The organism is Leuconostoc mesenteroides subsp. mesenteroides ATCC 8293 (assembly GCF_000014445.1).
Taxonomy (GTDB): domain Bacteria; phylum Bacillota; class Bacilli; order Lactobacillales; family Lactobacillaceae; genus Leuconostoc; species Leuconostoc mesenteroides.
In genome coordinates, this window is sequence record NC_008531.1 from 27501 (window position 1) to 52925 (window position 25425).

The window sequence follows — 25425 nt, forward strand, 5'->3', positions numbered from 1 at the left end:
AACCAAAGTCTAACGGATAGAAATATTCGAATAAGCAATTATGAGTGGTTTAGGATAGAAGAAGAATTTGTTACTATTTAGTTTTGAGTGGCTAACACTCAAGGTGTCGTGTCGATAGCATAGAGGACACACCTGTTCCCATACCGAACACAGAAGTTAAGCTCTATAGCGCCGAAAGTAGTTGGAGGATCGCTTCCTGCGAGGATAGGACGATGCGGTGCCGTACATAGAAAAGAAGTAGAGAGCAGTAGGAAGATAATCGGAGAGGTGTCCGAGTCTGGCCGAAGGAGCACGGTTGGAAACCGTGTAAGCAGGGGAACTTGCTTCGAGGGTTCGAATCCCTTCCTCTCCATCATGGACGCTTAGCTCAGCTGGGAGAGCACCTGCCTTACAAGCAGGGGGTCACAGGTTCGATCCCTGTAGCGTCCATTGACATTCATGTCAAACTTGCCACGTCGGGATAAGCGATGCCGACTTAGCTCAGTTGGTAGAGCACCGCTCTTGTAAAGCGGGGGTCGAAGGTTCGAGTCCTTTAGTCGGCATAATTTATGCGGAAGTAGTTCAGTGGTAGAACATCACCTTGCCATGGTGGGGGTCGCGGGTTCGAATCCCGTCTTCCGCTTCTATGCCGGCGTGGCGGAATAGGCAGACGCACAGGACTTAAAATCCTGCGATAGAAATATCGTACCGGTTCGATCCCGGTCGCCGGCATATATGCACCTATAGCGCAATTGGATAGAGCGTCTGACTACGAATCAGGAGGTTGCAGGTTCGACTCCTGCTAGGTGCATAGAGGTTGAAGGAATTCAAACTCTTTTTTTAAGTTTAGTGGGGCGATAAGCTCTCGATAGACTAATTCGGGATGTAGCTCAGCTTGGTAGAGCACCTGGTTTGGGACCAGGGGGTCGCAGGTTCGAATCCTGTCATCCCGATTGATTAGGGAAGCTAATCAAGACAGACCGCGGTGTAGCTCAGCTGGCTAGAGCGTTCGGTTCATACCCGAGAGGTCGAGGGTTCGATCCCCCCTGCCGCGATAGGCTCGATTTAGGACCATTAGCTCAGTTGGTTAGAGCAGACGGCTCATAACCGTCCGGTCGTTGGTTCGAGTCCAACATGGTCCATGCAGGACAAGTAAGAAAGATAATGGAGAATTACCCAAGTCTGGCTGAAGGGAACGGTCTTGAAAACCGTCAGGTCGGGAAACCGGCGCGTGGGTTCGAATCCCACATTCTCCTTAGGCATTTGAAGAAGGTGTCATAATATAATCGCGGGATGGAGCAGTCTGGTAGCTCGTCGGGCCCATAACCCGAAGGTCGTAGGTTCAAATCCTGCTCCCGCAATTGGTCGCATGGTCTAGCTGGTTAGGACGCCTGCCTGTCACGCAGGAGATCGCGGGTTCGAGCCCCGCTGTGACCGTTCATTGGGAACAATGAGATGGCTCTGTAGCTCAGTTGGTAGAGCAATGCATTGAAGCTGCATGTGTCGGCGGTTCGATTCCGTCCAGCGCCATAGGGAGAGGATCCCGAAGAAAAGCTTGCGAATGTAGTTCAATGGTAGAATTCCAGCCTTCCAAGCTGGCTATGCGGGTTCGATTCCCGTCATTCGCTTTTGTCTATGTAAGAGTAGGCAAGGGGAATACGGGCCATTAGCTCAGTTGGTTAGAGCGCTGTGTTGATAACGCAGAGGTCCCAGGTTCGAGTCCTGGATGGCCCATTAAGAAGTAGGAGAGGATTACCTCTCCTTTTTTGTTGTGTAAAACCTTTGTATTGTTTTCTTCATATAGAAAAAACTAAGAAATAATTACTGTAAATTACTGAAAGAAAATAAATTTCACAAGAGGAAACAAGCAATTTAATAATATTAAAAGCTTATTTGTCAACTTATTTGACAAGTATATAAGTGAATTAAAAAAATTTTGCAACCTTTGTGAAATCGTGGTAATCTAATATCAACGGCTTAACGATTACATTATTTTCATGCAAACGCGCGCAGTGTTAAAATGATTGAAGGAACGCGATATGCATGTTTTAAAATCTGATTTCAAGTTTGCACCTACATAGCTACTTTGCTATTGTTAGAGTTGCTAAATAGAATTTGAGATTGGGAAAATGGAAGAAAAATTATTTAATAAAGGCTTTTTAACAATTACTATTATTAACTTTATCGTGTACTTAGTGTATTATCTGATGATGGTTATAATTGCTGTTGTTGCACACAATCAACTACATGCTTCGTTTGGGCAAGCGGGATTGGCCTCTGGGATTTATATCATAGGAACGTTAATAGCTCGGCTAATAGTTGGAAAAGAGTTAGAACTAATCGGACGGAAAAAGATTGTTCGATGGGGCGCTATTCTATATTTAATTACAACAATTGCTTACTTATTTGTACCAACAGTCGCTATATTAGATGCGGTACGTCTCTTTAATGGTTTTGCGTACGGAATGACTTCAACAGCCCTAAATGCTATTGTGACCGAATTTATTCCTGAGAAACGCAAAGGAGAGGGTATAAATTATTATGGGTTGAGTACAAGCTTAGCTGCGGCTATTGGCCCCTTCATTGGTTTATTGTTATTGAATGCAACTAGTTTTCGATTTATCGTGATATTATCGGTTATCTTAATTGGAATTTCAATGGTTGCATTGTTTGCAATTAAAATTAACAATGTGACGCTTTCACCAGAACATTTATCCGAATTGAAGTCTTGGAAGGTTTCTAGTTTCATTGAATTTAAAGTATTATTAATTGCTGGTGTAGGATTTTTGATGGGCTTGTCTTATTCGTCAGTACTATCATTTTTGGCTTCATATGCGGAAACTTTGAACTTGGTTTCAATTAGTTCATTCTTTTTCGTAGTCTATGCCGGTATTGTAACATTGACAAGGCCAATGTCAGGACGTATTTTTGATCGCTTTGGTGAAAATTACGTTATGTATCCGAGCTACTTTTTCTTAGCTCTTGGTTTAGTTGTTTTGGCATTGACTCATAATGGATTTACTTTGTTATTGTCCGGCGCATTCATTGGTTTAGGATATGGAACATTCATGTCAAATGGTCAAGCGGTTTCCTTAAAGTTAGTTTCGAGTCATCGTGTCGGTATTGCTTTATCAACATACTTCATCGGCTTGGACTTGGGGTTAGGTGTCGGACCATACGCTCTTGGTGCTTTACACGCCGTGTTGACATTCCGTGAACTGTATTTGGTTTCAGCTGTTATTCCCGTGATTTCAGCAATACTTTATCTGGTATTTTATCATCCAGATCGCATCAAAAAAAATGTAGCAACCATTCCTAGCGAGGAATTAGCTTAAAAATAAAAGCGGTATGTTTCACGTGAAACATACCGCTTTTATTTTTTAAATTGTCCAATTGTCTAAAGTTTCAACTTCATGGGTTGGCTTTTGAACCATCTGAGAAATTTGCTTAGGTGTAGAAACGCCTGAATATACGAGTAATGTGTCAATTTGTGAATTAATGCCGGCAAGAATGTCAGTATTGTAATTATCACCAACCATAACAACATCTTGTTGATTAATATGAAGCTTGTTTAACGCACCATCCATAATGGGTATTTCTGGTTTAGCTATCACAGTTGGCTCAACCTGTGTTGCAGTTTGGATGGCAGAAATTAATGAACCAGCTCCAGGTAACATGCCACGTTCATTGGGTAAATTAGTATCACGATTTGTTGCAATAAACTGTGCACCTTGTTGGATTGCTAATGTAGCGGTAGTGAGCTTTTCATAGTTGAATGCTCGATCTAGTCCGGCAACAACAAAATCAGCATTTTCGTCACTAGTTATTGTAAAATCAGCATTTATTAATGCATCCCGTAGACCAGATTCGCCTATTATATATACTCTTTTTTTGTCAGGTGAAGCAATCGTTTTAAGAAAATCGGCTGTTGCCATTGAGCTAGTATAAACTTGGTCGGCCGATGTTTCAATATCATGGTTTTTGGTTAAGTTATCAGCCACGTCTTCTGGGTTTTTGGTTGAATTATTGGTTACAAATAGGTAAGGAATATTAGCTGCCTTTAGTCGATCAATGAAACGTTTTCCAGAAGGCATCTTTTTGTTACCTTGATATATTGTGCCATCTAGGTCGATGAAGTAAGCTTTATATTTTGACATGTTTAATCTCCATTTAATATTGAATGTCTATATTATACCCATCAACATTGGTTGATATCAAACAACGAATCAACGGACTTCTCTCCCATCTCAATCTCCCTAAAATAAAATCTCCTAAAATATTTTATAAATATAGTTCGCCCGCAAGTAATTGCGGGTTTTCGTTGGTTATAGGTTAAATCTTTATCCTAATTTGATATAGAAAGGGTAAAATAGAATAACAGGGGAATAAATTATGCCTAAAAAATATCGAACACCACCGTTTTTAACACCATCAGCTATTGTTTCCTTAATTGTTGCTATCAGTGCTGCAAATTTAGCAGTAAACGTTGCAACTGGTACAAGTGAAGGTGGGAAAGTATCATCAAGTGCTAGTAGTGCCATGAGCACTTCGATGATAACAAGTAGCACAACAAGTAAATCGACTAGTAGTGATGATAAATCAAGTAGTTCCTCAACGTCGAGCAGCGATGACGAGTCAAGTTCAACATCGGATGATACATCAGGTGAGGATACGTCATCGGCTGCTACAACTTCGGCCGCAGATACGACAACCTCAAGTGCTGCTACATCATCATCTGGTACATCATCTTCAGCAACATCGTCAAGTGATAATAATGCAACATCAAGTTCATCAAATGCAACACGTACAACAAGTAGTTCGGAGGATACCCAATAATGCTGACAGTTCTTGATTTAATTAATCATTATCTCGGATATTTTACGACAAATTCAAAAACCAAGGGTCGCATATATACTGTTGTTGGGGCCGGGGGTGTTTGGTATCTACTTTATTTAGCCTATCGTTTTTTTGTGAATGGTCGTTGGTTGCGTGGTGCATTAATTGCTGCAGTATTCTTACTATTACTTTACTTCGTCATTTTGAATATAATATATTATTTTACGAAGCATACGAGTAAGTGGGATGTTTCACCTAGGATTGAGAAATTATTAGGGGGACCTCATGAGGAAAAGAGTGAACGTGAATCGGAGACGGTTATCATGCCGGCTAATGGACTATACAGTCGACAGAATGTTATGTCAGGCACAGTGGTAAGTGACGCGCAGCAACAAGCCAATCTAGACACGCTTGCATTAGAGATGCGACAACTTGATCTAATAGCAAATGATTACGGGCATCTTGGTGAACAAGCACAACGACAAATTATTGCGCAACAAGGAGTAATTTACGCCAACCATCCTGGGACTTTGTTACCTTATTTTGCAATGCGTGAAAATAATGGTACGCTACAAATATTCGGCGGCATTAACCAATTACAAGCTCGAGAATTGGGTAATGTTTCTATGGTTGGTCTAACACCTACGGCTCAAGCATTGACTAATTATCGCTTGGCAATAGCCTCAGTAGTTCTTATAGGAGGGCCAAGTCATTTAGCGACACGGAGTGAGTTAGTTGATGACGTGCAGCCCTACAAAATAAAAATAGAAATAGCTTATGATCATATATAATAATACTATCGCATAAAAAAAGAGCTAATAATTGATTATAGCTCTTTTTTCATATGTATATGTTGTATTCCAGCTTCAAAGAAAGTCGCTCCAATCGCTGCAAAGCCGAGTGATTCATAAAATCCCCGGGCCTGAACTTGAGCACCAAGGACAAGATTTTGAATACCATAAGATGGTGCTAGGGTTTCAATGTATTCCATAAGTTTTCTACCTAACCCCTGTCCACGAAGAGGAAATAATGTAGCGACACGTTGTATGTGCCAAGTATCATCTGATTCTGCTAATACACGAGCAGTGGCTGCAAGTTTGTTATCAACATAAATAACGATATGGATAGCATTCTCTTCAGCAGCTTGATCATTCAATTCATCTTTAATGTCAACCCCTTGCTCAACAATAAAAACTGCTTTACGTATTGCTAGGGCATCTTCGTGGATAGGTCCGAGGCCTTGTTCATGTTTAATCTGTATTTTCATAGCATTATTATAGCAAGTTAAGTGCAAGAAAAGCAATGGGGATAACAGTGAGACGCTGGTTCAGCAGAAATTATAAACCTAAACCCTGCAAAGTTGGTATAATGATAGTTATGAAAAAATATTTAAAAAATATTTGGCATGAAACTTTGGCGCCAAAAAATTGGATTAAACAGCTGAATACTCGTACAGGTTTTTTTACGTGGACGGTTGTATTATTTACGTTAAAAACAATTTTGGCATATGGTGCTGATTTTTATTGGTTACATGTCTCCGACCCTTTGCAGATATTCTTGATGCTAGTCAATCCAATCGGGTTTACGATAATTATCTTTAGTATTGCGTTATTTATTAAGCCTAAGCAATTATACTATGGTGCATTGATTTTACTTGATGCCGCAATGACCGGCCTACTATATTTAAATGTGATTTATTTTCGTGAGTTTTCTGATTTTATGTCAGTTAACACAATGTTGGGATACAGTTCGGTTAATCAGGGTGGAAAAGCAGCTGGAGCAATTGCGTTTGGGATTCATGATGTATTTTTCTGGATTGATATTATCATCCTGATTGGCTTATTCTTAGCGCGAAAGATTCATTTTGATAGTCGTCCAATGATGCGGTTACAACCATTTAAAATTTTAACCATCGGTGTATTTATTTTTATGGCCAATCTATTGTTGGCTGACTTGAATCGCCCACAATTACTGGTTCGGCAGTTCGATCGAGAGTACATGGTTAAATACCTTGGTATAGGACCGTTTACAATTTATGATGCCATCAATACATATCAAACTAGTCAAATCCGAAAAACGGCTACGCCATCAGAATTGACAGCTGTGCAAAACTACATTAAGAAAAACTATGCTGCGATTAATCCTAAATTTTACGGAAAAGCTAAGGGAAAGAATGTAATCGTCATTCATCTGGAAAGCTTTCAACAAATGTCGATTGATCGAAAAATAAACGGGCAGGAAGTCACACCATTTTTGAATAGTCTTTACCACAGTAAGTCAACCATTGCTTTTGATAATTTTTTCAATCAAGTTGGGCAGGGAAAAACGTCAGATGCAGAAAATATGTTAGAAACGTCTACATTTGGTTTGCCCCAGGGGTCTTTGTTTACTAAATTGGGTGATGATCAGACTTTCCAAGCGATGCCAGCAATTTTGAATCAACGGGCCGGCTATTCCAGTGCAGTATTCCATGGTAATATGGGTTCATTCTGGAATCGTAGTACAGTTTATAAACGAATGGGTTATCAAAATTGGGTTTCAGGTGATTATTTCGATATTACTGGAAAAAAGGCAACTTCTTGGGGTCTGAAGGATAAGTTGTTATTTCATAATTCAGTACCTTATTTGGAACGGCTACAACAACCATTCTATGCTAAATATTTAACAGTAACTAATCACACACCGTTTACTCTAGATAAACAAGATCAAGACCCTAATTTCCAAACGAGCAATACTGGATCAAAATTAGTTGATAATTATTTCATTACTAATCATTATCTTGATCAATCTGTGAAAGAATTTTTTGCTTATCTGAAAAAATCGGGCTTATATAAAAATACAGCTGTTGTTTTGTACGGTGATCACTATGGTATTTCGAACACAGATGCCTCTTATTTAGCTTCAATATTAGGAAAAGACTCTGACGACTGGACTGATCTAGATAATGCAAACCTTCAGCGCGTACCATTTATTGTTCATATTCCGGGAATGAAAAACGGTTATGTTGACCATACTTATGGTGGTGAAATTGATGTGGCCCCAACGATAGAACATTTATTGGGCATTAGTACGAAACGTTACATTCAATTCGGGCAGGATTTATTGAGTAAAAATCATAAGCAAATTGTCGTATTTCGAAATAAAGACTGGATAACGCCAGAATATGCCAGTCTATCGGGAAGAATATGGAATACTAAGACAGGGCAAGAGATTACAACTCCAGGTAAGGCATTGCAGGCCAAGGTTGATAAAATTCAAGCATATGTAAATAAAAAGTTATCCATGTCAGATAACTTAAATCAAAAAAACTTACTTAAATTCTATACACCTGAAGGCTTCAAGACAGTCAAGGCCAATAGTTTTGACTACAGTAAAGAAGCGACCATTAAACGACTGAAGAAACAAAATAAAAAATTGGGAACAAAATCAACAAGTTTGTTTGCTCAAAATGGTAATAAGTCGACATTGAGTGATTATATTACTGATGCACCGGAAGTTGATGATGAAACGACAGATACAACCAGATTATTGCCACGAAATGCGGATGATTGGAGTAACGACGAATAATTTTTTAGAAATCAACCTGTCGTGATGACGGGAATATAAATTTGGAGTAATATATGGCAAAAATTTTAATTGCGCTCGAAAATATTGAACTCGGGGGAATGAAGCGAGCAACAACTGTCGTCGGTAATGCATTGGCAGCAAGCCATGAAGTTACCTATTATAGTTTTTCTGATTTACCACCGTTTTATGGATTGTCAGCACCTTTAGTTGTTGCTTCGCCCGCGCTACGTCTAACAAGTGAATCGCATCCATTTAAAAGATACGCCCAAGCTATTGAAAATTTCTCACTTTTAGCACAGCGCTATGATGTGGTTATTTTAGCAGGTGGACTACTATCCAGTTTTGCAGCTGTTTTGAAACCAAAGTTGCCACGTACAAAACTGCTTGGGTGGATGCATAACAACATTACGACTTATAGAGATCAATACTATGCAATGATGCGCGAGGAATTTATAGCTGGCTTACGTGTTTTAGATGCGGTAGTGGTACTAACTGATTTTGATTTAGGTGGCTTTAAAAAATACAATGAACGTACGGTTAAAATTTGGAACCCTTTGACAATTGCACCTAAAGGCCCTTCTAAATTGGAGAAACACATTATATCGTTTACGGCACGTATTGCTATTCAACACAAAGGAATTGATTTTGCTGTACAATTGGCCACTAAATTACCGGATGATTGGCAATTAGCAATTGCCGGGGGTGGGATGCAGGAGGATATGGAAACCTTTGAGCAATTAATCAATGAGTACGGGGCGCATGAAAAAATAATATATCGTGGTCCATTGAAAGATAATGAATTGCGTGACCATTATCGTAACTCAAGTTTATTTCTGCAAACATCACGCTGGGAAGGATTACCGCTTGTCCTAGTTGAGGCAATGAGTTTTGGTTTGCCAATTATCGCTATGAGACAGACAGGGTCCGCAGAAGTATTAAAAGAGGGTGAATTTGGGGTTTTGATAGAGAACGGTGACATTGATGGGGCAGCTATAGCGATTCAACGGCTAATCAACAGTCGTCAGCAGCAACTTGATTTAGCAGAAAAGTCCTTAAATCGTGTTCGTGATTTTCAAATCGAACCCATTTTGAAACAATGGGAAGCTTTATTTTAATTATTATATAGATATTTGTTGACAAGTAACTTGACAACTATATAATATTAACTTAGAGGTCTAATTCATGGACAATCGCAGCACCATTCATAAAAAAACAGCATTCGATAAGTTACAATTCGGCATTGGTGATCTTGCGCGGATGACAGGCGTGTCTACCCGACAACTGCGTTATTGGGAAAAACAAGGTTACGTTAAGGCACTGGACCGTAATGACGATCAAGAATCCCGCTTATATGGCTTTCGTGCATTCTTAAAGGTTAGCATTATTAAGCAACACATTGATGATGGCGATACCTTGCGTACAGCAGTGATTCATGCTAATGAACACATTGACAGTGCAATGATTACAAAGCATATTATGAAACAAGCATTTCAGGGCCTAGAAGACTTTCAAGGTACTGTGGCAGTAAATATGGGTTACTTTGATGACGACGAGACACAATTGCTATACGTATTTTTAGAGGATGGTAAAGCCAAGTATCGCGTTGTCGATAGTAAAAAATGATTGTCAAACAGACAGTCATTTTTTATTATGTATACTCACATTTCTGTGTTGGGCAACTGAATGAAAATAGCGAATTAGATATATGAAAAAGTGGCAGTATAATTTTATAATAACATCCCAGAATTCTGGCCAAACTGTTAAGGAACTATTGATAAAATGGTACGTGCCACAAAGGATTCGCGGCGCTTTGCGAATTAAAAAGCATTTTAGTGTGAACAATATTATTGTACCTACCAACTATGAATTACGAACAGGGGATCAGTTGCAGCTTAATTTCGATGCAGATGACTTTCGTACTAGTGAATCAAATTATCTACCCAACCATCAGAAGTCGGTAAATATCATTTTTGAAAATAAAGACTTGGTTGTTATTGATAAACCTGCAGGAATGAAAATGCATCCGCATTCGCCAACGGAAACTGATACTTTGTTGAACTATTTAGCAGGTGAGTTTATTCAGCGAAAGGTCAGTGATCAGCCTTATATGGTTCACAGGATAGATCGAGCAACTTCAGGTTTAGTAATTGTAGCAAAGAACCCCGTCGTGGTACCAATTCTAGATAGAATGTTAGCAGATAAACGGATTGTACGAACTTATGTAACGTGGGTTAGTGGCGTCGTGCAAGATAATCATGGTACAATCGCAAAACCGATAGGAATCGACGCTCGAGATGATCGAAAACGTGCCGTTGACGGGAAAGAAGCCCAAGTGGCGATGACACATTGGTGGCGAATGCATACGGTGTTTTGCAGTTCATTACTACGGGTGCAATTAAGTACGGGGCGCATGCATCAGATACGCGTGCACTTAGCTAGTATAGGACACCCTATTGTTGGGGATGAACTATACGGTGGAGTATACAATGGCCGTATGCTGCTACATTCAGCAACCATAAAAATACCATTGCCGTTTGATGAGGGAGTAAGAATGATTACAGGACCACTCCCAAGCGATTTTCCAAGACAGCTACGATAAGCAACACAAAAAGACGAACACTTGAATGAGTGTTCGTCTTTTTATCTGACATCATTATTTGACTAAGATGAAATTATGCTTTTTTAGTTTCTTTAACTTCTTTTGGTGTGCTTGCAACTTCTTCCTTTTTATCAAGGAAGTTAGCGGCAAATGCTGCCAATGCACCACCAAGTAAGTCAGCAACTAGGTAAACCCATACATGAGTAAGTGCTTTACCTTGAACAAAAATTGCTGGGGCTAATGCACGTGCTGGGTTGAATGCACCACCAGTAATTGGTAATACAACAACAATTAATACGGCCAACCAGATACCGATAATAAATGGTGCTGGTACGTTATTCAACTTAGTAACAATTGCGATTACCAAAACGAACAAGAATGTTAATACAAGTTCAAATGCAAATGCATACCAACCTGAACCATCAGAGAAGTTTGTTTGTCCAAGACCAGCTAAGGATACGAATTGTTTTACGGTCATTGATTGACCAGACAAAGCAGTAGTTACAGTTGATGATTTCAGGTAAGCTGTTACACCGCCATAGACAGCAGCAGAAGCAACAATAGCACCAAGTAATTGTGCAATCACATAGCCAATAAATGTCACCCATGGTAAACGCTTTTGAATAGCCATTGCCAATGAAACGGCAGGGTTAAAGTGTCCACCTGAAATATGACCAAAGGCATAGATGGCAACGGCTAATGAAAGACCGAATGCCAAACCGACAGTGATGGCCGATTGTGTTGTAGCAGCTGAATAAACAACGCTACCAGTTCCAAAGAACACTAGCATAAATGTTCCAAGGAATTCTGCGATATACTTACGCATGAAATTTCTCCTTATATGTATGTAAAATTACCAATATCTACTATTATACACTCTTAGATTAACTGGTTGTTAAATATTAAGGAAAGGTATAACTAATGCTTTAATAATAATGCATTAATTGCAACAATGATTGTGGACAGTGACATAATTAATGCGGCAATCATTGGGTTTAGCATTATACCAGCAAATGCCAACACACCGGCAGCTAAAGGAATAGCAATAATGTTGTAACTAGCTCCCCACCACAGGTTTTGCACTTGTTTAGTATTGCTACGCTTAGCTAGATTAATAAAGTCAATAATTTTTGATAACTGATCAGCTATTAATATAGCATCAGCGGAAGCATGCGCTACTTCCGTTCCAACACCGATGGCAATACTTAAATTAGCTTGAGCTAAGGCTGGGGCATCATTAATACCATCACCAATCATCATTGTCGTACCATGTTGTTGATACTCTGAAACCAGATTGATTTTGTCTTGAGGGGATACTTGTGAATGGATATCTGTTATTTTTAACTCGTCAGCAATCTGTTTAGCAGCCAATTCGTTGTCACCTGTAATCATAACAGGTGTGATCCCTTGGTTCAATAAGGTGCGAATAAAGGCAGGAGCTGATTCTTTGAGATGGTCCCCCTGTGCTATTGCAGCTATAACGCGTCCCTCTTCCAATAAGTAAGAGATTGAGCCTTCCGTTTGTAGTGGCGTAAAAGTAATATGATTTTGTTTGAGATATTTTGCCGAAGCAAGTGTATATAATTGATCATCTATTTTACCACGTACACCATAACCGGCAATGTTTTCTACGTGTGATGCTTGTATTTTTGGCGCGTGTTGTTCTTTTGCGTAGTTAACAATGGATTGCGCAAGTGGGTGGGTAGATTGCTGGTCTAATGCGCTCATAATTCCTAGTGCTTTACTTTGATCAAAGTCATAGACACTAAAGTGCTGTACAGTAAATTTTCCAGTTGTTAATGTACCAGTTTTATCCATCAAAGCAAACTTTAAATGATTTGCTGCCACTAGTGCTTTACGATTTTTGATTAATATGCCTTCTTTTGCTGCAATCGCCTTTGTTCGATTGATGACCAAAGGTACTGCTAGACCCAAAGCATGGGGGCAGGCAATGACTAACACAGTTGCGGCAATATTAACTGCAAAACCTAGTCCGCGTAGTGGCGTCCAAATAAGTAGAGAACCAATAGCAAATAATAGAGCCACCCAAAACAACCATGCTGCGACTTTGTCTGCTAGTGTTTCAGCGCGTGATTTCTTATCTTGAGAAGATAGTAAGGTTTCTTTTAGCTGGCCAATAAATGAATCATCCCCAACAGTCGTTAATTTGACATCGAGCGTACCATTACCATTAATGGTACCACCAACCACTTGAGAACCTATTTTCTTTTCGACTAGTCGACTTTCACCAGTCATTAAAGATTCATCAACCTGGCTTACACCTTCAACTACGGTACCATCAGCAGGGAAAGATTCACCAGCCAACACACGAACAATCATGTTTGATTTTAGTGTGTCAATAGGCATATCCATCAACATATCATTATGTTTGACATGAGCAATGTTTGGCATTAATTCGCGTAACTTAGCCGTCGCATCTCCGGCTTGCATGGTCACAGACATCTCAATTCGGTGACCTAGAAGCATAATAACATTTAGTGTTGCAAATTCCCAAAAGAAATCCATAACGTGAACATGAAATAGTTGCGTCGATAGAACCGCGTAAATAGAATACCAAAAAGTAACATTCAGTCCGACGGTAATTAAGCTCATCATAGCGGGCTTTTTAGTACGAAATTCAGCGCGCGCACCATCCCAAAAAGGTTTGGAACCAATGAAGTAGAGGAGGGTAGATAATAGCGCAGATACCCAAGAACTGCCAGGAAAAGTAAAAGTAAATGGCAAATGGATACCCATGAAGGGTGTGATAATGATGATTGGAAGCATTAAGAAAAAAGCCCACCAAAAACGGCGTTTCATGTCTGACATATCCATACTGTCCATGCCGGCATGAGAAGTGTGTTCATGACTGGACATTTCCATATGATCGTGGTTCATGCTTGACATGTCATGGTGCTCATGTGATGTATTTTTATTTGTCATATTCATGTGATCATGGTTCATAGTCATTTACAATCCTCACAGTTTTCGGGTAGACAGTTACAAGCAATGCTTTCCGGGGCATTTTTCACTTTTTGTGCTAGTAACGCTTGTAGTTTGACAATGTCTGATTGAGATAAGGTCATGTCAGCAAGTACATCCACTAATGTGTGGCCTATACACATGGCACACATATCGTCGATTGTGGCACGTAGTGTTTGGGTCATCGTTTCATGTTCACCTACAGTTGGTGTGTATAATCGATTGCGTGTAGCACCATCTGTACGTAACAATCCTTTTTTTAGTATTCGGTTGATCAGCGTTTTAACCGTTGATGGCTGCCAATCTTTCTGGTTATGCATAATATGAATGATTTGATTGGTGGTAGCTTCACCTAACGTCCATATCACACGCATTATTTCCCATTCACTTGTTGTTAGTAATTTATTCATACTTTTAGTCTACAACTGTAAACTAAAAAACACAACTATTTTGAATGCTTTATAAATAAAAATGATTGACAAGACAAAGTGTACTGTGTATTATAGTACACGTAGTACAGATATCATGGGGAACAATGAAACACACAAAGGAACAGTTATTGATAGGACAATTTATAAAAACCTATCAAAATTTAATAAGGAAGTGCACAGATGGCGCAAATTCAACGCAGTCAACCATTATATGAGCAGTTAATGTGGCGTATTAAAGCGCAAATTGCGTCTGGTGTATTGCATATTGGTGATAAATTACCATCAGTCCGAGAAATGGCTTTAATTGAGGGATTAAATCCAAATACAGTGGCAAAGGCTTATAAGGCTCTTGAAACGCAAAATGTGATTGAAACGGTGACTGGTAAAGGTACTTTTGTTCGCGAAAACGAGGGTATTGTAGATGATAAATTATTAGCACAATTACGTTTAAAAATGACCGAAATTGTTATTGAGGCCAAACGTGCATCTATTGATGCCAAGCAGCTACATAGTTGGATTGAAGAATTATATGGAGAAATATCATGAGTTTAATTTTAGAAAATATTTCTAAAAAGATACACCATCATGCCATTCTAAATAATGCAAGCTTTGAACTCAAAGAGGGAGAAGTTGTTGGTCTAGTTGGGCGTAATGGTGCGGGGAAAACAACTTTATTTAGAACAATATCTGGGGAGATGCAAGCTGATTTTGGTCGTATTGGTCTAGATAATAAAGATTATATGAAAACAATTGCAGTTCACGACCAATTATTTTATATTGATATGCCAGACAATTGGCTAGCATATTACACACCAAAGCGGATTAAATCAATTTTATCTGTCGCTTATGTGAATTTTGATTCAGAATGGTACGATGAACGTTTGAATCAATTTGGACTAAACAATAATAAACGTGTTCAAAATTACTCAAAAGGGATGAAAGCGTTGTTCACGATTATTGTCAGCTTCGCTAGCCGTGCCCAATATGTTTTATTAGATGAACCGCTTGATGGATTAGACGTATTAGTTCGAGATCAGGTAAAACAGTTAATTATTGACCGTGTTACAAAAAACAATACGACTGTTCTCATTGCGTCACATAATTTGGTTGAACTTGATACTTTAGTTGATCGTATTCTATTGCTAAAAGATGGTACAATTGATCGCGCATTTGCGATTGAAAATAATAAAAACATTAAAAAGTATCAACTGGCTTACGATGGGGATGTGATGCCAGAATTTCTAAGGAACAATGGGACGATCATTGCTCAGGTTGGTCATATTGTAACCATTGTGTTTGATAATTTTGATGAAGATATTGGTATTAAGTTAGCTGGATCGGATTTCAAGTTCATAGAAGAACTACCCATTAGCAGTGAAGACATATTCCGCGCGAGCTTTGCCAACGAAGTATATGCTTGGCAGCAAGAATTAGGGGGTGAACAATGAAACAAGCACTACGGTTATATGGCAGGATTAAATCTAATCAAATTATATTAATAGCGATCCTTGGTGTTCTAGTGACTTGTTTTATTGGGGGCGTGAATACATATTATGGGCGAGCAATAACAAACATAGGAAGTGACAGCGAGTTAGGAGGCGTACTTATGGGTATAATGCTCATAGCAGCAGGCGCCGCTACGTACGCAGATCAAACAAGACACTTGAATACCTGGTTGAGTACGCAAAGTGCCTCTAGAAGGCAGTTCTTCATCAGTAAGGTGGTGTGGATGATTATTGCGCCAATTATATTGGGTGCTGCTATTGACTTATTTATGTCCATTACAATACGCTCTGATAATTTGCACAAAGTGGCGAGTAACAATTTAAACGACGGTGTGGAATTATTTTACGTGGCTAGTGTGGTGGTGTTGGTTAGTACAATTGTTGGACCAATATGGCAAAAAATCGTAGGTAGTTTTTTTGCATTAGTTGTTTGCTCATCGCTATCTGTGGGTGTGAACACAATATCTATTGACTTTGGGATGAAAGAACTAGTTCAAAACGCTGAGTTTACAACGTTAGTTACATTTATCGTAGCACTGCTCTTACTGGGTGCTAGCTACTATATTGTGGGCATTATCGGGATAGAAAGTGAACACGACGCAGTACGTGTACCGGCTTTGCGGTGGCCAGTGGTTATATTTGTGTTTATCTCAACACTGTTCTTGCCACTAAATGAGAGTCCACTGACAGCAAGCTCATTCGTATTACCAGTAGTTTTGAGCGTAATCACATTCATCTTCGTATTTAAACCAAAACTATCTTGGCAAAAATAGTTGATTCAATAAAAAGGGGAAAAACATGGCATTATTGGAAGTAAAGAACGTTAATAAAAAGTATGGTAATAGAGCAGCAATGGACGACGTCAGTTTCAACGTTGAAGCTGGTCACATTGTTGGATTGATTGGTCCCAATGGCGCTGGTAAATCAACAACCATGCGTGCTATTACTGGTTTAATGAGCTACTCATCTGGACAAATCACGTTTGATGGGCAACCTGTGACCTTTAATAATCATAGTGCGCTTGATAAAATTGGTAATTTGATTGAATATCCAGCCATTTATCCGAACTTAACCGCGCTAGAACACTTGAAGTTGTATGCAATGGACACAAAAAATCCCGCTGATTTCAAAGAATTAATGCATAAAACGCAAATTGACGGGGACAATTTTGGAAAACGCAAGGCGAAAAACTTTTCATTAGGCATGAAACAGCGCCTTGGTATTGCTATTGCGCTCATCCGAAATCCAAAATTAGTTATTTTGGATGAACCAATGAACGGACTTGACCCACAATCTGTTCACGACTTGCGTGAATTAATTCGCTCATTGGCTGAAGAAGGGGTGGCTTTCTTGATTTCAAGCCATCTATTGGATGAATTGCAAAAACTAGTTGATGATGTTGTAATCATTAATCACGGTAAAATTATTCAAACGGCTACCATAGAAACGTTCTTTATTCATGACCAAGCACGTTGGACATTTGACACTAGTGATAATGAATTAGCTCTACAAATAGCACAAGATAAAAACTGGCAAGCTACAATTGACAACAGTCAGTTGCAAATTAGTGGGGCAGAAAATTTGCAGCAAGTGATCACAGCGCTCAATGCGGCCAATATACAAATTCAATCACTTAATACTGCAACTGGCAATCTAGAAAAGTCACTACTTGATATGCTAGCGGCTGATAATCAGGGGGAATAACGCATGTTAACATTAATGAAGCAAGAATATTACAAAGCATTCAAGCAAAATAGATTATACATTTGGTTGATTTTGGGATTTATTTTTCCCATTGCTATCATTGGTATCTTTAAGTCAACAAGAACAGCTGGATCGATTATTAACCTTGGTCAGTCCTTAATTTATGTTGAAATGGCAGGAATCATTATTACTGCTTTGTCTATCTCCCAAGAGTTCGGTTTTGGTACAATTCGTCCATTGCTGTCACGTCGCTTTAGTCGAGGTGAAGTGTTCATCAGTAAGTTGTTATTAAATATTAGTGTTTACATTGGATTGTTTTTATCAGCTTTTATTGGCACTGTTTTGGCTACTGCTATATTTGCCCCTAAATATGATTTCTCACAAAAGTTAGGATATATAGGGAACAGTTGGCAGGGCATGATGATTTCGATTATGGATGTAGCACTTCAAATGATATTTGTGGCTGCATTAGTATTGATGGTTACTAATATGGTCAAGAGCTCAGGAGCTGCTATTGGACTTGGCGTAGTTATGATTGTTGCTACACCAATCATCTCTGTCATTTCGTTAAAATTAATTGATTTAGCACCAATCTTGAAGTGGAATCCATTCAATATATATTTAGGTATTGCTAGTATTGGACAAGTTAAACCTAGTATAATGGCACAAATAATGGATATGTCACAAGGAGCAATGATATCAGCATACTTGATATATATTGTGTTGATGTACGGTATCGCTTATTTAATCTTTAGAAAACGTAGCGTTTAAAATTAGTAAATAATAAAAAACACGAACGTAATGTGAGTTCGTGTTTTTTATTTAAAAATCGGCTGAGGAAGCATCAGTATGGAATCCACCCACGCCAGTGAGTGAATCTAATGATTCAATTTCTGCTGATGTTAGAGCAAAGTCGAATACATCGGCATTTGCTTTAATGTATGTTTCATGTGTTGATTTTGGTAAAGGTAAAAATCCCTTATCCAAGGACCAACGAATTAATATTTGCGGTACCGATTTATTGTATTTTTCACTCAGACTAACGACTTGTGGTAAATCAACGAGCTTTCCTGTACCTAGTGGGGAATAGGCTTCGTTAAGCATGCCATGATCTTTATCATAGTCAACTAATTCTTGTTGGTTATCAGAAGGGTTTAAAAAGTTTTGATTAACCATGGGTGCTATGGTTTGTGTTTTAGCTAGCGCTTCTAGATGTTCAATTTGGAAATTTGACACGCCAATGGCTGTCGTTTTTCCTATTTTATATTCGTCTTCCAAAGCACGCCAAGTATCCGCGTTTGCATCAATCCAGGCATCCTTTCCTTGTTTTTGAAGGGCAGCAGGATTTGGCCAATGGATTAAATATAAATCAACGTAATCTAAGCCAAGCTTGCTAAGGGATGTGTCAAGCGCTTGTATAGCTCTTTCATATGTGTGCGCATCGTTCCAAAGTTTAGTCGTCACAAACAATTCATCACGTGGAATACCAGAATCTTTTATGGCACGACCGACAGAATCTTCATTACCATATACAGCCGCTGTATCGATGTGGCGATAACCTGCTTCTAGAGCCCAACGTACAGACTGATAAGCTTCTGTACCGTTTGCACTTTGCCAAGTTCCAAACCCAATTATGGGAATTTCGATGCCGTTGGTTAGCTTATATGTATCTACAAGGGACATGTTATTTACCTCCGTGAGCCTTTTATTATACGGTGTTGTTTTGATAGCACCAGTTACCATCAGTATAACATGTCAGCCTCACTAATTGATTTTTAGTGCACGGAGAAAAATAATTATTTTAACACTGGTTTAATGTTAGTGCAGTACAGTGATTATATTGACAATAATACTTAATTTGTCAAATTAGCGAAGCCCCCTAAAAAAGATACACTCAATCTATTATTATTCTCTCAAATTATAATTCTCTTCTCTCCCCCGTATCTTTGGATGCGGGGGTTTCGTTTTTGAGTGGTGAAAGAATCTAGCTGTTTTAAAGTAACTAAAAAGCACCAAAACCTTATCGATTTTGGTGCTTTTTTATACTGCTCCACTTGGATTCGAACCAAGGACCTGCGCATTAACAGTGCGTTATTCTACCACTGAACTATGGAGCAATTAGCTGAATTAATCAACTATTAAAGTATATCAACGTTGGAATATCTTGTCAACAGTTTATTGCGAAAGTAACTGCTTAATTTTTTGTAGTGCTGTTGTGAGCTGTGATTCTGATATTGTCAGTGGCGGTAACAAACGAAGCGTATTGTGCCCCGCACCCAAAGTAACAATTTTTTCATCCAATAAGTCAGCAACAACTTGCTTTACAGGTATATTTAATTCAATACCGGCCATCATACCAAGGCCACGTACTTCAACAACGTTCCTTAACTCTTTGAAGGCTGCCAATTCCTGCCAAAAAAGATTAATTTTTTCTGAAATATTAGGCAGAATTAAAGATAATTCGTCTAGCGTTGCACTAGCAGCACTCATAGCCAGTGGATTCCCACCAAATGTTGAACCATGTGCATTATATGAAAATGAACTGGCAAATTCGTTTTTAGCAAGCATTGCACCCACAGGGACACCGTTAGCCAATGCTTTGGCATTCGTAAAAATATCCGGTTGAAAATGATAATTTTCAAATGCAAACTTTTTCCCCGTGCGTCCCATGCCAGTCTGTACTTCATCAATCATGACTAAAGACCCATTATCATGAACTACTTGAATTAGTTCTGTAACAAAATCTTGATGCGCAGGAATGACACCTCCTTCGCCTTGAACAAGCTCAAGCATTACGCCAGCAACGTCTTTATTAAGGAGTTCTTTTAAACTGTTAATGTCATTAAATTCTGCATACTGGAACCCATCTAACATAGGTAATCCATAATGAATGCTATCTTGTCCAGTTGCTGACATAGCACCATAAGTACGACCATGAAAAGAGTTTTTGAAAGTAATGATTGTTTCCCGCTTAGTCACTAAACGGGCTAACTTAATTGCCGCTTCGTTAGCTTCCGCTCCTGAATTAGCAAAATAAGTGGTATAATCTTCACCACCTAATTTTGCTGCCACAGTTTCTTGCAATTCATTTTCGTATAAATTAGGCAAGTGCCAGATTTCTTTAGCTTGAGCAATAAGTGCTGACTCAACAGCATCATTATTTGCGCCAACATTATAGACACCAATACCACTGGATAGGTCTGTATACTCATTGTTCTTACCGTCAGTCCAGGTGGCATTTTTAGTTTTCTTAAATGTTAGTGGGGCACGTTGATAGTTTGGAAATAGCGTCATGTGATATACCTCAAATTGTGACAATAGTACCGGGATGGGTGACTGTATTTGTAATATGAACAGCGCGCACGCCATGACGTGCTGCAAATAAGGCACTGTTTACTTTTGGAATCATGCCACCGGTAATCATCTGTTTTTTTTGTAATTCTTCCATCGTTTTGGAAGTTAGATTTTGTAAAACGTTTCCCTTAATTTTTACACCAGAAACATCTGTTAATAGATATAATTCGTCAGCCTTTAGATACTTAGCCAGAGCTGTCGCTGCGTGATCCGCATTAACATTTAACCACTGACCACTATTAGTAATTGCCATCGGAGCAATAATAGGAATGAGATTTTTTTCCCAAAGGTTATGAATTAATTTAGTATTCACTTGGTGAATGTTGCCAACGTATCCGAATGTGTCTTGATCAATGGTGTGACCAGTTAACAGTTGATCACTCGCAGCATTTAATCCAATTACAGATAGACCGTTGACACGGCAAGATTCAAGTAGCGCAGGTTGTACCTGACCAAGGAGTGCCATTTTTGTGATGTTGATACCATTTTGTGTTGTAAAACGAATACCGTTTATCTTCTGAACAGGTTCATTAAGTTGTGACATTAAGGCAGAAATAGTGTCACCACCGCCATGAACAATCGCAATTTTATAATGTTGTTTTTGCCAAAATTTGATAGTATCAAAAAAGGCTGGTGTAAGTTGAGTGGCGGCGTTGCCACCAATTTTGATGACTATTTTTTTCATTAGACTTTATCTCCCATAAAACGAACAAGATGAGAATGAATTCTCACGTTGTATAAAGTGCATTAATTTTTACATATTCGTATGTTAAATCTGAACCCCAAGCACAACCGGATTCAGTACCGGCATGTAAATCGACATCAATGTGAATGTCATGCTCCTCAAGTTTTTCTGCCATGGTATCGGCATTAAAATCTGCAGGGGCACCATTTACTAATACAGCGATTTTATTAATGCTAATATCAATAAGATTTGGGTTAAGATCGACATTGCTGGCTCCAATAGCAGCGATAATGCGGCCCCAATTAGGATCTTTACCAAAAATAGCTGTTTTTACTAATGAGGAACCGACAATTTTTTTAGCAACCATTCGCGCATCAAGAGCACTTTGCGCATGATTTACAGCAACAGCAATTAATTTAGTGGCGCCTTCACCATCATTAGCAATAGCAATCGAAAGGGCGGTAGTTACGGTGTGTAACATGTCTTTGAATTGCTCATATTCAGCTGTATGATTCTCAATCATTTTATGACCAGCTAAACCGTTTGCCATTACTAAGACAGTGTCATTAGTTGATGTGTCACCATCGATTGTAATTTGATTAAAACTTGTCTCAACATCTTCTGAAAGTGCTTGCTGTAAAAGTTTAGCATCAATGTTAATATCGGTCGTTATAAATCCAAGCATGGTAGCCATATTTGGATGTAACATGCCCGAACCTTTTGCCACACCGCTCATTGTGACAATTTTGCCCTGAATAGTGGATTGAATGGTAATTGATTTTTCCTTAGTATCAGTAGTCATAATGGCGTGCGCAAACCCATTTGTGTCGCCATCAATCTTTAACTGTTTGATACCGTTGATAATCTTATCGATTGGCAGTACTTTGCCAATAATACCGGTAGAAGCAACGCCAACCAGGCTGGTATCGATGTTTAGTTGTTGTGCAGTAAACTCTTGCATAGATTCCGCATGTGACACACCAATGCTACCGGTGACAGCATTAGCATTTCCAGAATTAACAATAATGGCTTGCAATTGACCATTTCGAATCGTTTTTTTATCCAGTTGAACTGGAGCGGCCTGCACTAGATTCGTTGTAAAAACCCCGGCCACACTAGCTATCACGTCACTGTAAATCCAACCGAGATCTTTTGATTTGTGCTTGAGACCAACGTGTTGGCCATCCGCGTGAAATCCTATGGGAGCAGCAATGTCAGCTGTTGATAGTGTTGTAATTTGATTTAATAATTCTGTCATAAGGATTTTCCTAAGTATATTTTTAGACGTTAGTATAATGAATATTATGCGTATTGAGCAATTAAATGAAGTCCTGTGCTTTCCTCTAGATCAAACATATGATTCATGTTTTGGATAGCTTGTCCAGCAGCGCCTTTGATCATATTGTCAAGAACACTAACAATGGTGAGGTATTTGGTATCAGGATTGTATGTTAGTCCGATATCAGTAAAGTTAGTACCGATAACCTGTTTGATGCTTGGTAATTGATTTTTGGGCATGACACGTACAAATTGCTTATTTGCATACGTTGCAGTGTATAATTCCTGAATTTTTTCGGCCTGGCTGTCGTCGTTTATCTTGACATAAGCACTGACAAAAATGCCGCGATTAATTGGTAGTAGGGATGTGGTGAATTGAATATGAGCAATATCGGATTGCCATTGTTGCAGTTGCTGGGTAATTTCAGGAATGTGTTGATGATGGTTGGCCTTATACATGGTGAAGTTTTCATTAACGTTAACAAAATGACTCGCTAATGTCAGGGATTTGCCAGCACCAGATAATCCGCTTTTAGCATCAATGATGATGTTATCTTTATCAAGCAGGTGGTTTTGTGCAAGAGGGGCAAGAGCAAGAAGTGTGCCCGTGGCATAACAACCAGGATTGGCAATGTAAGTTACTTTATTGTCATAAAAATCTGCTAAGCTGTAGTGTGCTTGTTGAATCGCTTCGTCAGAGGCTGGTTCGTTTTTGTACCATTTTTTATAAATATCAGCGGGAAGACGAAAATCACCAGATAGATCAATGACGGGAAACTTAGCTTGAATAAAGTCCTGAGCTAAATCTTTGGAAACGCCACTGGATGTTGCAAAAAATACAAGATCCGCTTCTTGCATAATATGCATTGGGTCGAATGTCGTAGGCGTTAAATTATACATTGATTTTAGATGCGGAAACTGTTCGCTAATGTCAGTGTTTTCTGTTTGGGTATTATGTATGGACACAACCTTAGCATTAGGGTGATTGTAAAGCAGTCGCAATAATTCAAGACCGCCGTATCCTGTAATGCCAACGATAGCAATTTTTATAATTTTGTCTGTCATGGTGTGTCCTCCTTGTGTTTGATGTTTTAAATATTAAACCAATAAGCATTTAAATACAATAAATATGCAAAACGGAATTGGATATTTTAAATTTAATGTATAAAAAAACACTTCATACGAAGTGTTAAGCTCGTGCAGGTAATTCAAGAATTGCTATATCAAGTACGTGTTCCATGCTTTTGGAACGTAATTCATTGAGGAAAAATCCGTTCTGCAGGTCCAATTTAGTATCTAAGGCGAATACAGTTAGTGTGTAGTTATGAGTCTTATCAGGAGGCATTGGGCCAATATAAGATTGATTTATGCTAGCATTGGCTGGGTGTCCTAACTTTTGCACATCATGCCAAGTTGAATTTGTACCAAATGTACCGCGTTTGGTAGCACGAAGATTTTCAGGAATATTAGTTACAGGGAGGTTTGCCGCTAACCAGTGGATCCAGGGGAAACCGCATACAGGAACGGCATCGTAGTCGATTAAACTGACAGACAATGATTGGGTACCAGCCGGCGTGTTGGATATTTCGACTGGGAAATTAGTGGTTGGCATATCATTGGTACGATAATTAGCAGGTGCATATTTTGCATACTTATCTGGTATAAAACCGTTATCAAGTGTGACATCTATTTTCATGATCATTCTCCTATTAAGTTTTTCTTGGCCTGTGCCAAACGTGTGCGAACAGCGATGGGCATTTCAGAATTATATTTACGAATGGATGAAATAGCATCAATAACAATCTTTGTGCGGGTATCTATGTCTTGTATGCCAGCAGTTTTTGAGTGTATTTCCTTTTCGAATCGTTCAATAAAATCAAGCTGGAGTTGTGTTTTATCAGCGCGGAGGGTCTCGGCTGCGGCAACTTCACCGTTAGACTCAAGGTCAGTTATAGCTATATTATACCCCTCAAAAAAGTCAGATGCATTGGTCGTATTTTTCCAAGTAATCGGTTCATTTGCTGCGTCAATATTTTTTTCTGTCGTTTTTTTCTTTTTGAAAATGTTAAAGAAAGACATAATTAGAAATCCTTTCAAGTATAAATATATAGTAATTTTTCATGTTCGTTTAATGGCGAACAAACGTTTTATCTGATACAATAAAAATAGTTTTTGGATCGGGGAAAATTATGGCAGCACATAAAACGGTATTTAATGACAAACAACGTATCTTACGGCTTTATTCAGCATTGATAAGCCATCGAGCGCTCTCAATTGAAGAAATTGAGGACATGTTTTTTATTGGCCGAAAAACTGTCCAACGCGATATCTCCGAAATCCGAACTTTTTTGCATGATTTGCAAATCGGTGAACCAATTAAATCTGAGATTATTTTTGATCGTCATTCAAAGAAATATCGATTGACTGAGATGGAAAACTTATTTAGAGTCTTCGATAAAATCAATAAAATTGATGAAGAGGAATGACGCGGTTTTGGTGTGGATG

At 38.8% G+C, this 25425-nt stretch carries 25 protein-coding genes, 16 tRNA genes and 2 rRNA genes (1 of these 43 cut by a window edge); 30 read left to right on the forward strand and 13 right to left on the reverse strand.

What is annotated here, in order from left to right; genetic code table 11:
- From LEUM_RS00110 to LEUM_RS00195, 18 genes are all read left to right on the forward strand, one after another.
- Nucleotides 1-6, forward strand: a 23S ribosomal RNA gene (locus LEUM_RS00110); it begins 2910 nt to the left of the window's first position.
- Nucleotides 7-104: 98 nt separating this feature from the next.
- A 5S ribosomal RNA gene (rrf, locus tag LEUM_RS00115) occupies nucleotides 105-221 on the forward strand.
- 40 nt (nucleotides 222-261) lie between these two features.
- A tRNA-Ser gene (locus tag LEUM_RS00120) sits at nucleotides 262-352 on the forward strand.
- A 4-nt stretch (nucleotides 353-356) separates the two neighbouring features.
- Nucleotides 357-429: transfer RNA gene (locus tag LEUM_RS00125), tRNA-Val, on the forward strand.
- A 40-nt stretch (nucleotides 430-469) separates the two neighbouring features.
- Nucleotides 470-542: transfer RNA gene (locus tag LEUM_RS00130), tRNA-Thr, on the forward strand.
- A gap of 8 nt (nucleotides 543-550) precedes the next feature.
- Nucleotides 551-622 (forward strand) — tRNA-Gly (locus LEUM_RS00135).
- Between the two features lie 5 nt (nucleotides 623-627).
- Nucleotides 628-711, forward strand: a tRNA-Leu gene (locus LEUM_RS00140).
- Nucleotides 712-716: 5 nt separating this feature from the next.
- Nucleotides 717-790 (forward strand) — tRNA-Arg (locus LEUM_RS00145).
- Between the two features lie 68 nt (nucleotides 791-858).
- Nucleotides 859-932: transfer RNA gene (locus LEUM_RS00150), tRNA-Pro, on the forward strand.
- A gap of 28 nt (nucleotides 933-960) precedes the next feature.
- Nucleotides 961-1034 (forward strand) — tRNA-Met (locus LEUM_RS00155).
- Nucleotides 1035-1047: 13 nt separating this feature from the next.
- Nucleotides 1048-1121 (forward strand) — tRNA-Ile (locus LEUM_RS00160).
- Between the two features lie 24 nt (nucleotides 1122-1145).
- Nucleotides 1146-1235: transfer RNA gene (locus tag LEUM_RS00165), tRNA-Ser, on the forward strand.
- A 31-nt stretch (nucleotides 1236-1266) separates the two neighbouring features.
- Nucleotides 1267-1340 (forward strand) — tRNA-Met (locus tag LEUM_RS00170).
- Between the two features lie 2 nt (nucleotides 1341-1342).
- Nucleotides 1343-1416: transfer RNA gene (locus LEUM_RS00175), tRNA-Asp, on the forward strand.
- 20 nt (nucleotides 1417-1436) lie between these two features.
- A tRNA-Phe gene (locus tag LEUM_RS00180) sits at nucleotides 1437-1509 on the forward strand.
- Between the two features lie 27 nt (nucleotides 1510-1536).
- Nucleotides 1537-1607: transfer RNA gene (locus LEUM_RS00185), tRNA-Gly, on the forward strand.
- Between the two features lie 32 nt (nucleotides 1608-1639).
- Nucleotides 1640-1713, forward strand: a tRNA-Ile gene (locus tag LEUM_RS00190).
- 395 nt (nucleotides 1714-2108) lie between these two features.
- Nucleotides 2109-3314: an MFS transporter gene (locus LEUM_RS00195; protein WP_011679034.1), complete on the forward strand. Its 1206-nt coding sequence runs from the start codon at nucleotides 2109-2111 to the stop codon at nucleotides 3312-3314.
- 45 nt (nucleotides 3315-3359) lie between these two features.
- Here the strand turns inward: LEUM_RS00195 and LEUM_RS00200 are convergent, their stop codons facing one another.
- On the reverse strand, nucleotides 3360-4136 hold the full coding sequence (locus tag LEUM_RS00200) for a TIGR01457 family HAD-type hydrolase (protein ID WP_011679035.1): 777 nt from the start codon (nucleotides 4134-4136) through the stop codon (nucleotides 3360-3362).
- A gap of 235 nt (nucleotides 4137-4371) precedes the next feature.
- Here LEUM_RS00200 and LEUM_RS00205 point away from each other — a divergent pair, with 235 nt between their 5' ends.
- Together LEUM_RS00205 and LEUM_RS00210 are read left to right on the forward strand one after the other, a co-directional pair.
- Nucleotides 4372-4815, forward strand: coding sequence for a hypothetical protein (locus LEUM_RS00205; RefSeq protein ID WP_011679036.1), 444 nt, complete (start codon nucleotides 4372-4374; stop codon nucleotides 4813-4815).
- Nucleotides 4815-5606 (forward strand): DUF6681 family protein, encoded by a 792-nt coding sequence (locus LEUM_RS00210; protein WP_011679037.1) that lies wholly within the window; start codon nucleotides 4815-4817, stop codon nucleotides 5604-5606. The genes LEUM_RS00205 and LEUM_RS00210 overlap by 1 nt, the downstream gene beginning before the upstream one ends.
- A 35-nt stretch (nucleotides 5607-5641) precedes the next feature.
- Here the strand turns inward: LEUM_RS00210 and LEUM_RS00215 are convergent, their stop codons facing one another.
- Complete coding sequence (locus tag LEUM_RS00215; RefSeq protein WP_010287964.1) at nucleotides 5642-6082, reverse strand: GNAT family N-acetyltransferase; 441 nt, start codon at nucleotides 6080-6082, stop codon at nucleotides 5642-5644.
- 101 nt (nucleotides 6083-6183) lie between these two features.
- Here LEUM_RS00215 and LEUM_RS00220 point away from each other — a divergent pair, with 101 nt between their 5' ends.
- The 4 genes from LEUM_RS00220 (at nucleotide 6184) to LEUM_RS00235 (ending at nucleotide 10981) form a co-directional block, all read left to right on the forward strand.
- Nucleotides 6184-8382, forward strand: coding sequence for an LTA synthase family protein (locus LEUM_RS00220; protein WP_011679038.1), 2199 nt, complete (start codon nucleotides 6184-6186; stop codon nucleotides 8380-8382).
- A gap of 53 nt (nucleotides 8383-8435) precedes the next feature.
- Nucleotides 8436-9497 (forward strand): glycosyltransferase, encoded by a 1062-nt coding sequence (locus tag LEUM_RS00225; protein ID WP_011679039.1) that lies wholly within the window; start codon nucleotides 8436-8438, stop codon nucleotides 9495-9497.
- Nucleotides 9498-9564: 67 nt separating this feature from the next.
- Nucleotides 9565-10005 carry a MerR family transcriptional regulator gene (locus tag LEUM_RS00230; protein WP_010284476.1) on the forward strand — a complete coding sequence of 147 codons (441 nt, stop codon included), beginning with the start codon at nucleotides 9565-9567 and terminating at the stop codon, nucleotides 10003-10005.
- Between the two features lie 82 nt (nucleotides 10006-10087).
- Nucleotides 10088-10981 (forward strand): RluA family pseudouridine synthase, encoded by an 894-nt coding sequence (locus LEUM_RS00235; RefSeq protein ID WP_010284478.1) that lies wholly within the window; start codon nucleotides 10088-10090, stop codon nucleotides 10979-10981.
- A 73-nt stretch (nucleotides 10982-11054) separates the two neighbouring features.
- On the opposite strand, the gene LEUM_RS00240 is transcribed toward LEUM_RS00235, so the two are convergent.
- The 3 genes from LEUM_RS00240 to LEUM_RS00250 form a co-directional block, all read right to left on the reverse strand.
- Entirely contained in the window at nucleotides 11055-11807 is a 753-nt protein-coding gene (locus LEUM_RS00240; protein ID WP_010284482.1) for an MIP/aquaporin family protein, read from the reverse strand.
- Nucleotides 11808-11899: 92 nt separating this feature from the next.
- Nucleotides 11900-13951, reverse strand: a complete 2052-nt coding sequence (locus tag LEUM_RS00245) for a copper-translocating P-type ATPase (protein ID WP_011679040.1) — start codon at nucleotides 13949-13951, stop codon at nucleotides 11900-11902.
- Nucleotides 13948-14373 (reverse strand): CopY/TcrY family copper transport repressor, encoded by a 426-nt coding sequence (locus tag LEUM_RS00250; protein WP_011679041.1) that lies wholly within the window; start codon nucleotides 14371-14373, stop codon nucleotides 13948-13950. The genes LEUM_RS00245 and LEUM_RS00250 overlap by 4 nt, the downstream gene beginning before the upstream one ends.
- Nucleotides 14374-14574: 201 nt before the next feature.
- Here LEUM_RS00250 and LEUM_RS00255 point away from each other — a divergent pair, with 201 nt between their 5' ends.
- The 5 genes from LEUM_RS00255 to LEUM_RS00275 are packed head-to-tail and all read left to right on the forward strand — an operon-like array spanning nucleotide 14575 to nucleotide 18374.
- Complete coding sequence (locus tag LEUM_RS00255) at nucleotides 14575-14940, forward strand: GntR family transcriptional regulator (RefSeq protein ID WP_010289471.1); 366 nt, start codon at nucleotides 14575-14577, stop codon at nucleotides 14938-14940.
- Nucleotides 14937-15842, forward strand: a complete 906-nt coding sequence (locus LEUM_RS00260) for an ATP-binding cassette domain-containing protein (protein ID WP_011679042.1) — start codon at nucleotides 14937-14939, stop codon at nucleotides 15840-15842. Before LEUM_RS00255 ends, LEUM_RS00260 begins: the two co-directional genes overlap by 4 nt.
- Complete coding sequence (locus tag LEUM_RS00265; protein ID WP_025267643.1) at nucleotides 15839-16672, forward strand: MFS transporter; 834 nt, start codon at nucleotides 15839-15841, stop codon at nucleotides 16670-16672. The genes LEUM_RS00260 and LEUM_RS00265 overlap by 4 nt, the downstream gene beginning before the upstream one ends.
- A gap of 25 nt (nucleotides 16673-16697) precedes the next feature.
- Entirely contained in the window at nucleotides 16698-17603 is a 906-nt protein-coding gene (locus tag LEUM_RS00270; RefSeq protein WP_011679044.1) for an ABC transporter ATP-binding protein, read from the forward strand.
- A gap of 3 nt (nucleotides 17604-17606) precedes the next feature.
- Entirely contained in the window at nucleotides 17607-18374 is a 768-nt protein-coding gene (locus LEUM_RS00275) for an ABC transporter permease (RefSeq protein ID WP_011679045.1), read from the forward strand.
- A 51-nt stretch (nucleotides 18375-18425) separates the two neighbouring features.
- On the opposite strand, the gene LEUM_RS00280 is transcribed toward LEUM_RS00275, so the two are convergent.
- From LEUM_RS00280 to LEUM_RS00315, 8 genes are all read right to left on the reverse strand, one after another.
- Entirely contained in the window at nucleotides 18426-19286 is an 861-nt protein-coding gene (locus LEUM_RS00280) for an aldo/keto reductase (protein WP_011679046.1), read from the reverse strand.
- A 362-nt stretch (nucleotides 19287-19648) separates the two neighbouring features.
- Nucleotides 19649-19720: transfer RNA gene (locus LEUM_RS00285), tRNA-Asn, on the reverse strand.
- A 58-nt stretch (nucleotides 19721-19778) separates the two neighbouring features.
- Entirely contained in the window at nucleotides 19779-20897 is a 1119-nt protein-coding gene (locus tag LEUM_RS00290) for an aminotransferase class III-fold pyridoxal phosphate-dependent enzyme (RefSeq protein ID WP_011679047.1), read from the reverse strand.
- A gap of 10 nt (nucleotides 20898-20907) precedes the next feature.
- Nucleotides 20908-21642 carry an acetylglutamate kinase gene (gene argB / locus LEUM_RS00295; protein WP_011679048.1) on the reverse strand — a complete coding sequence of 245 codons (735 nt, stop codon included), beginning with the start codon at nucleotides 21640-21642 and terminating at the stop codon, nucleotides 20908-20910.
- A 43-nt stretch (nucleotides 21643-21685) separates the two neighbouring features.
- Nucleotides 21686-22900, reverse strand: coding sequence for a bifunctional glutamate N-acetyltransferase/amino-acid acetyltransferase ArgJ (gene argJ / locus LEUM_RS00300; RefSeq protein ID WP_011679049.1), 1215 nt, complete (start codon nucleotides 22898-22900; stop codon nucleotides 21686-21688).
- Between the two features lie 44 nt (nucleotides 22901-22944).
- Nucleotides 22945-23985 carry an N-acetyl-gamma-glutamyl-phosphate reductase gene (argC, locus tag LEUM_RS00305; protein ID WP_010286005.1) on the reverse strand — a complete coding sequence of 347 codons (1041 nt, stop codon included), beginning with the start codon at nucleotides 23983-23985 and terminating at the stop codon, nucleotides 22945-22947.
- 124 nt (nucleotides 23986-24109) lie between these two features.
- Nucleotides 24110-24616, reverse strand: coding sequence for a YbhB/YbcL family Raf kinase inhibitor-like protein (locus LEUM_RS00310; RefSeq protein WP_011679050.1), 507 nt, complete (start codon nucleotides 24614-24616; stop codon nucleotides 24110-24112).
- A 2-nt stretch (nucleotides 24617-24618) separates the two neighbouring features.
- Entirely contained in the window at nucleotides 24619-24999 is a 381-nt protein-coding gene (locus LEUM_RS00315) for a hypothetical protein (protein ID WP_011679051.1), read from the reverse strand.
- Nucleotides 25000-25109: 110 nt separating this feature from the next.
- Between LEUM_RS00315 and LEUM_RS00320 the strand changes: the two genes are divergently transcribed.
- Nucleotides 25110-25406, forward strand: coding sequence for a helix-turn-helix domain-containing protein (locus LEUM_RS00320; RefSeq protein WP_002815450.1), 297 nt, complete (start codon nucleotides 25110-25112; stop codon nucleotides 25404-25406).
- Nucleotides 25407-25425: the final 19 nt, after the last annotated feature.

Coding starts and splice junctions, on each gene's coding strand:
- LEUM_RS00195 (WP_011679034.1), top strand. CDS start 2,109: ATGGAAGAAAAATTATTTAATAAAGGCTTTTTAACAATTACTATTATT.
- LEUM_RS00200 (WP_011679035.1), bottom strand. CDS start 4,136: ATGTCAAAATATAAAGCTTACTTCATCGACCTAGATGGCACAATATAT.
- LEUM_RS00205 (WP_011679036.1), top strand. CDS start 4,372: ATGCCTAAAAAATATCGAACACCACCGTTTTTAACACCATCAGCTATT.
- LEUM_RS00210 (WP_011679037.1), top strand. CDS start 4,815: ATGCTGACAGTTCTTGATTTAATTAATCATTATCTCGGATATTTTACG.
- LEUM_RS00215 (WP_010287964.1), bottom strand. CDS start 6,082: ATGAAAATACAGATTAAACATGAACAAGGCCTCGGACCTATCCACGAA.
- LEUM_RS00220 (WP_011679038.1), top strand. CDS start 6,184: ATGATAGTTATGAAAAAATATTTAAAAAATATTTGGCATGAAACTTTG.
- LEUM_RS00225 (WP_011679039.1), top strand. CDS start 8,436: ATGGCAAAAATTTTAATTGCGCTCGAAAATATTGAACTCGGGGGAATG.
- LEUM_RS00230 (WP_010284476.1), top strand. CDS start 9,565: ATGGACAATCGCAGCACCATTCATAAAAAAACAGCATTCGATAAGTTA.
- LEUM_RS00235 (WP_010284478.1), top strand. CDS start 10,088: ATGAAAAAGTGGCAGTATAATTTTATAATAACATCCCAGAATTCTGGC.
- LEUM_RS00240 (WP_010284482.1), bottom strand. CDS start 11,807: ATGCGTAAGTATATCGCAGAATTCCTTGGAACATTTATGCTAGTGTTC.
- LEUM_RS00245 (WP_011679040.1), bottom strand. CDS start 13,951: ATGACTATGAACCATGATCACATGAATATGACAAATAAAAATACATCA.
- LEUM_RS00250 (WP_011679041.1), bottom strand. CDS start 14,373: ATGAATAAATTACTAACAACAAGTGAATGGGAAATAATGCGTGTGATA.
- LEUM_RS00255 (WP_010289471.1), top strand. CDS start 14,575: ATGGCGCAAATTCAACGCAGTCAACCATTATATGAGCAGTTAATGTGG.
- LEUM_RS00260 (WP_011679042.1), top strand. CDS start 14,937: ATGAGTTTAATTTTAGAAAATATTTCTAAAAAGATACACCATCATGCC.
- LEUM_RS00265 (WP_025267643.1), top strand. CDS start 15,839: ATGAAACAAGCACTACGGTTATATGGCAGGATTAAATCTAATCAAATT.
- LEUM_RS00270 (WP_011679044.1), top strand. CDS start 16,698: ATGGCATTATTGGAAGTAAAGAACGTTAATAAAAAGTATGGTAATAGA.
- LEUM_RS00275 (WP_011679045.1), top strand. CDS start 17,607: ATGTTAACATTAATGAAGCAAGAATATTACAAAGCATTCAAGCAAAAT.
- LEUM_RS00280 (WP_011679046.1), bottom strand. CDS start 19,286: ATGTCCCTTGTAGATACATATAAGCTAACCAACGGCATCGAAATTCCC.
- LEUM_RS00290 (WP_011679047.1), bottom strand. CDS start 20,897: ATGACGCTATTTCCAAACTATCAACGTGCCCCACTAACATTTAAGAAA.
- argB (WP_011679048.1), bottom strand. CDS start 21,642: ATGAAAAAAATAGTCATCAAAATTGGTGGCAACGCCGCCACTCAACTT.
- argJ (WP_011679049.1), bottom strand. CDS start 22,900: ATGACAGAATTATTAAATCAAATTACAACACTATCAACAGCTGACATT.
- argC (WP_010286005.1), bottom strand. CDS start 23,985: ATGACAGACAAAATTATAAAAATTGCTATCGTTGGCATTACAGGATAC.
- LEUM_RS00310 (WP_011679050.1), bottom strand. CDS start 24,616: ATGAAAATAGATGTCACACTTGATAACGGTTTTATACCAGATAAGTAT.
- LEUM_RS00315 (WP_011679051.1), bottom strand. CDS start 24,999: ATGTCTTTCTTTAACATTTTCAAAAAGAAAAAAACGACAGAAAAAAAT.
- LEUM_RS00320 (WP_002815450.1), top strand. CDS start 25,110: ATGGCAGCACATAAAACGGTATTTAATGACAAACAACGTATCTTACGG.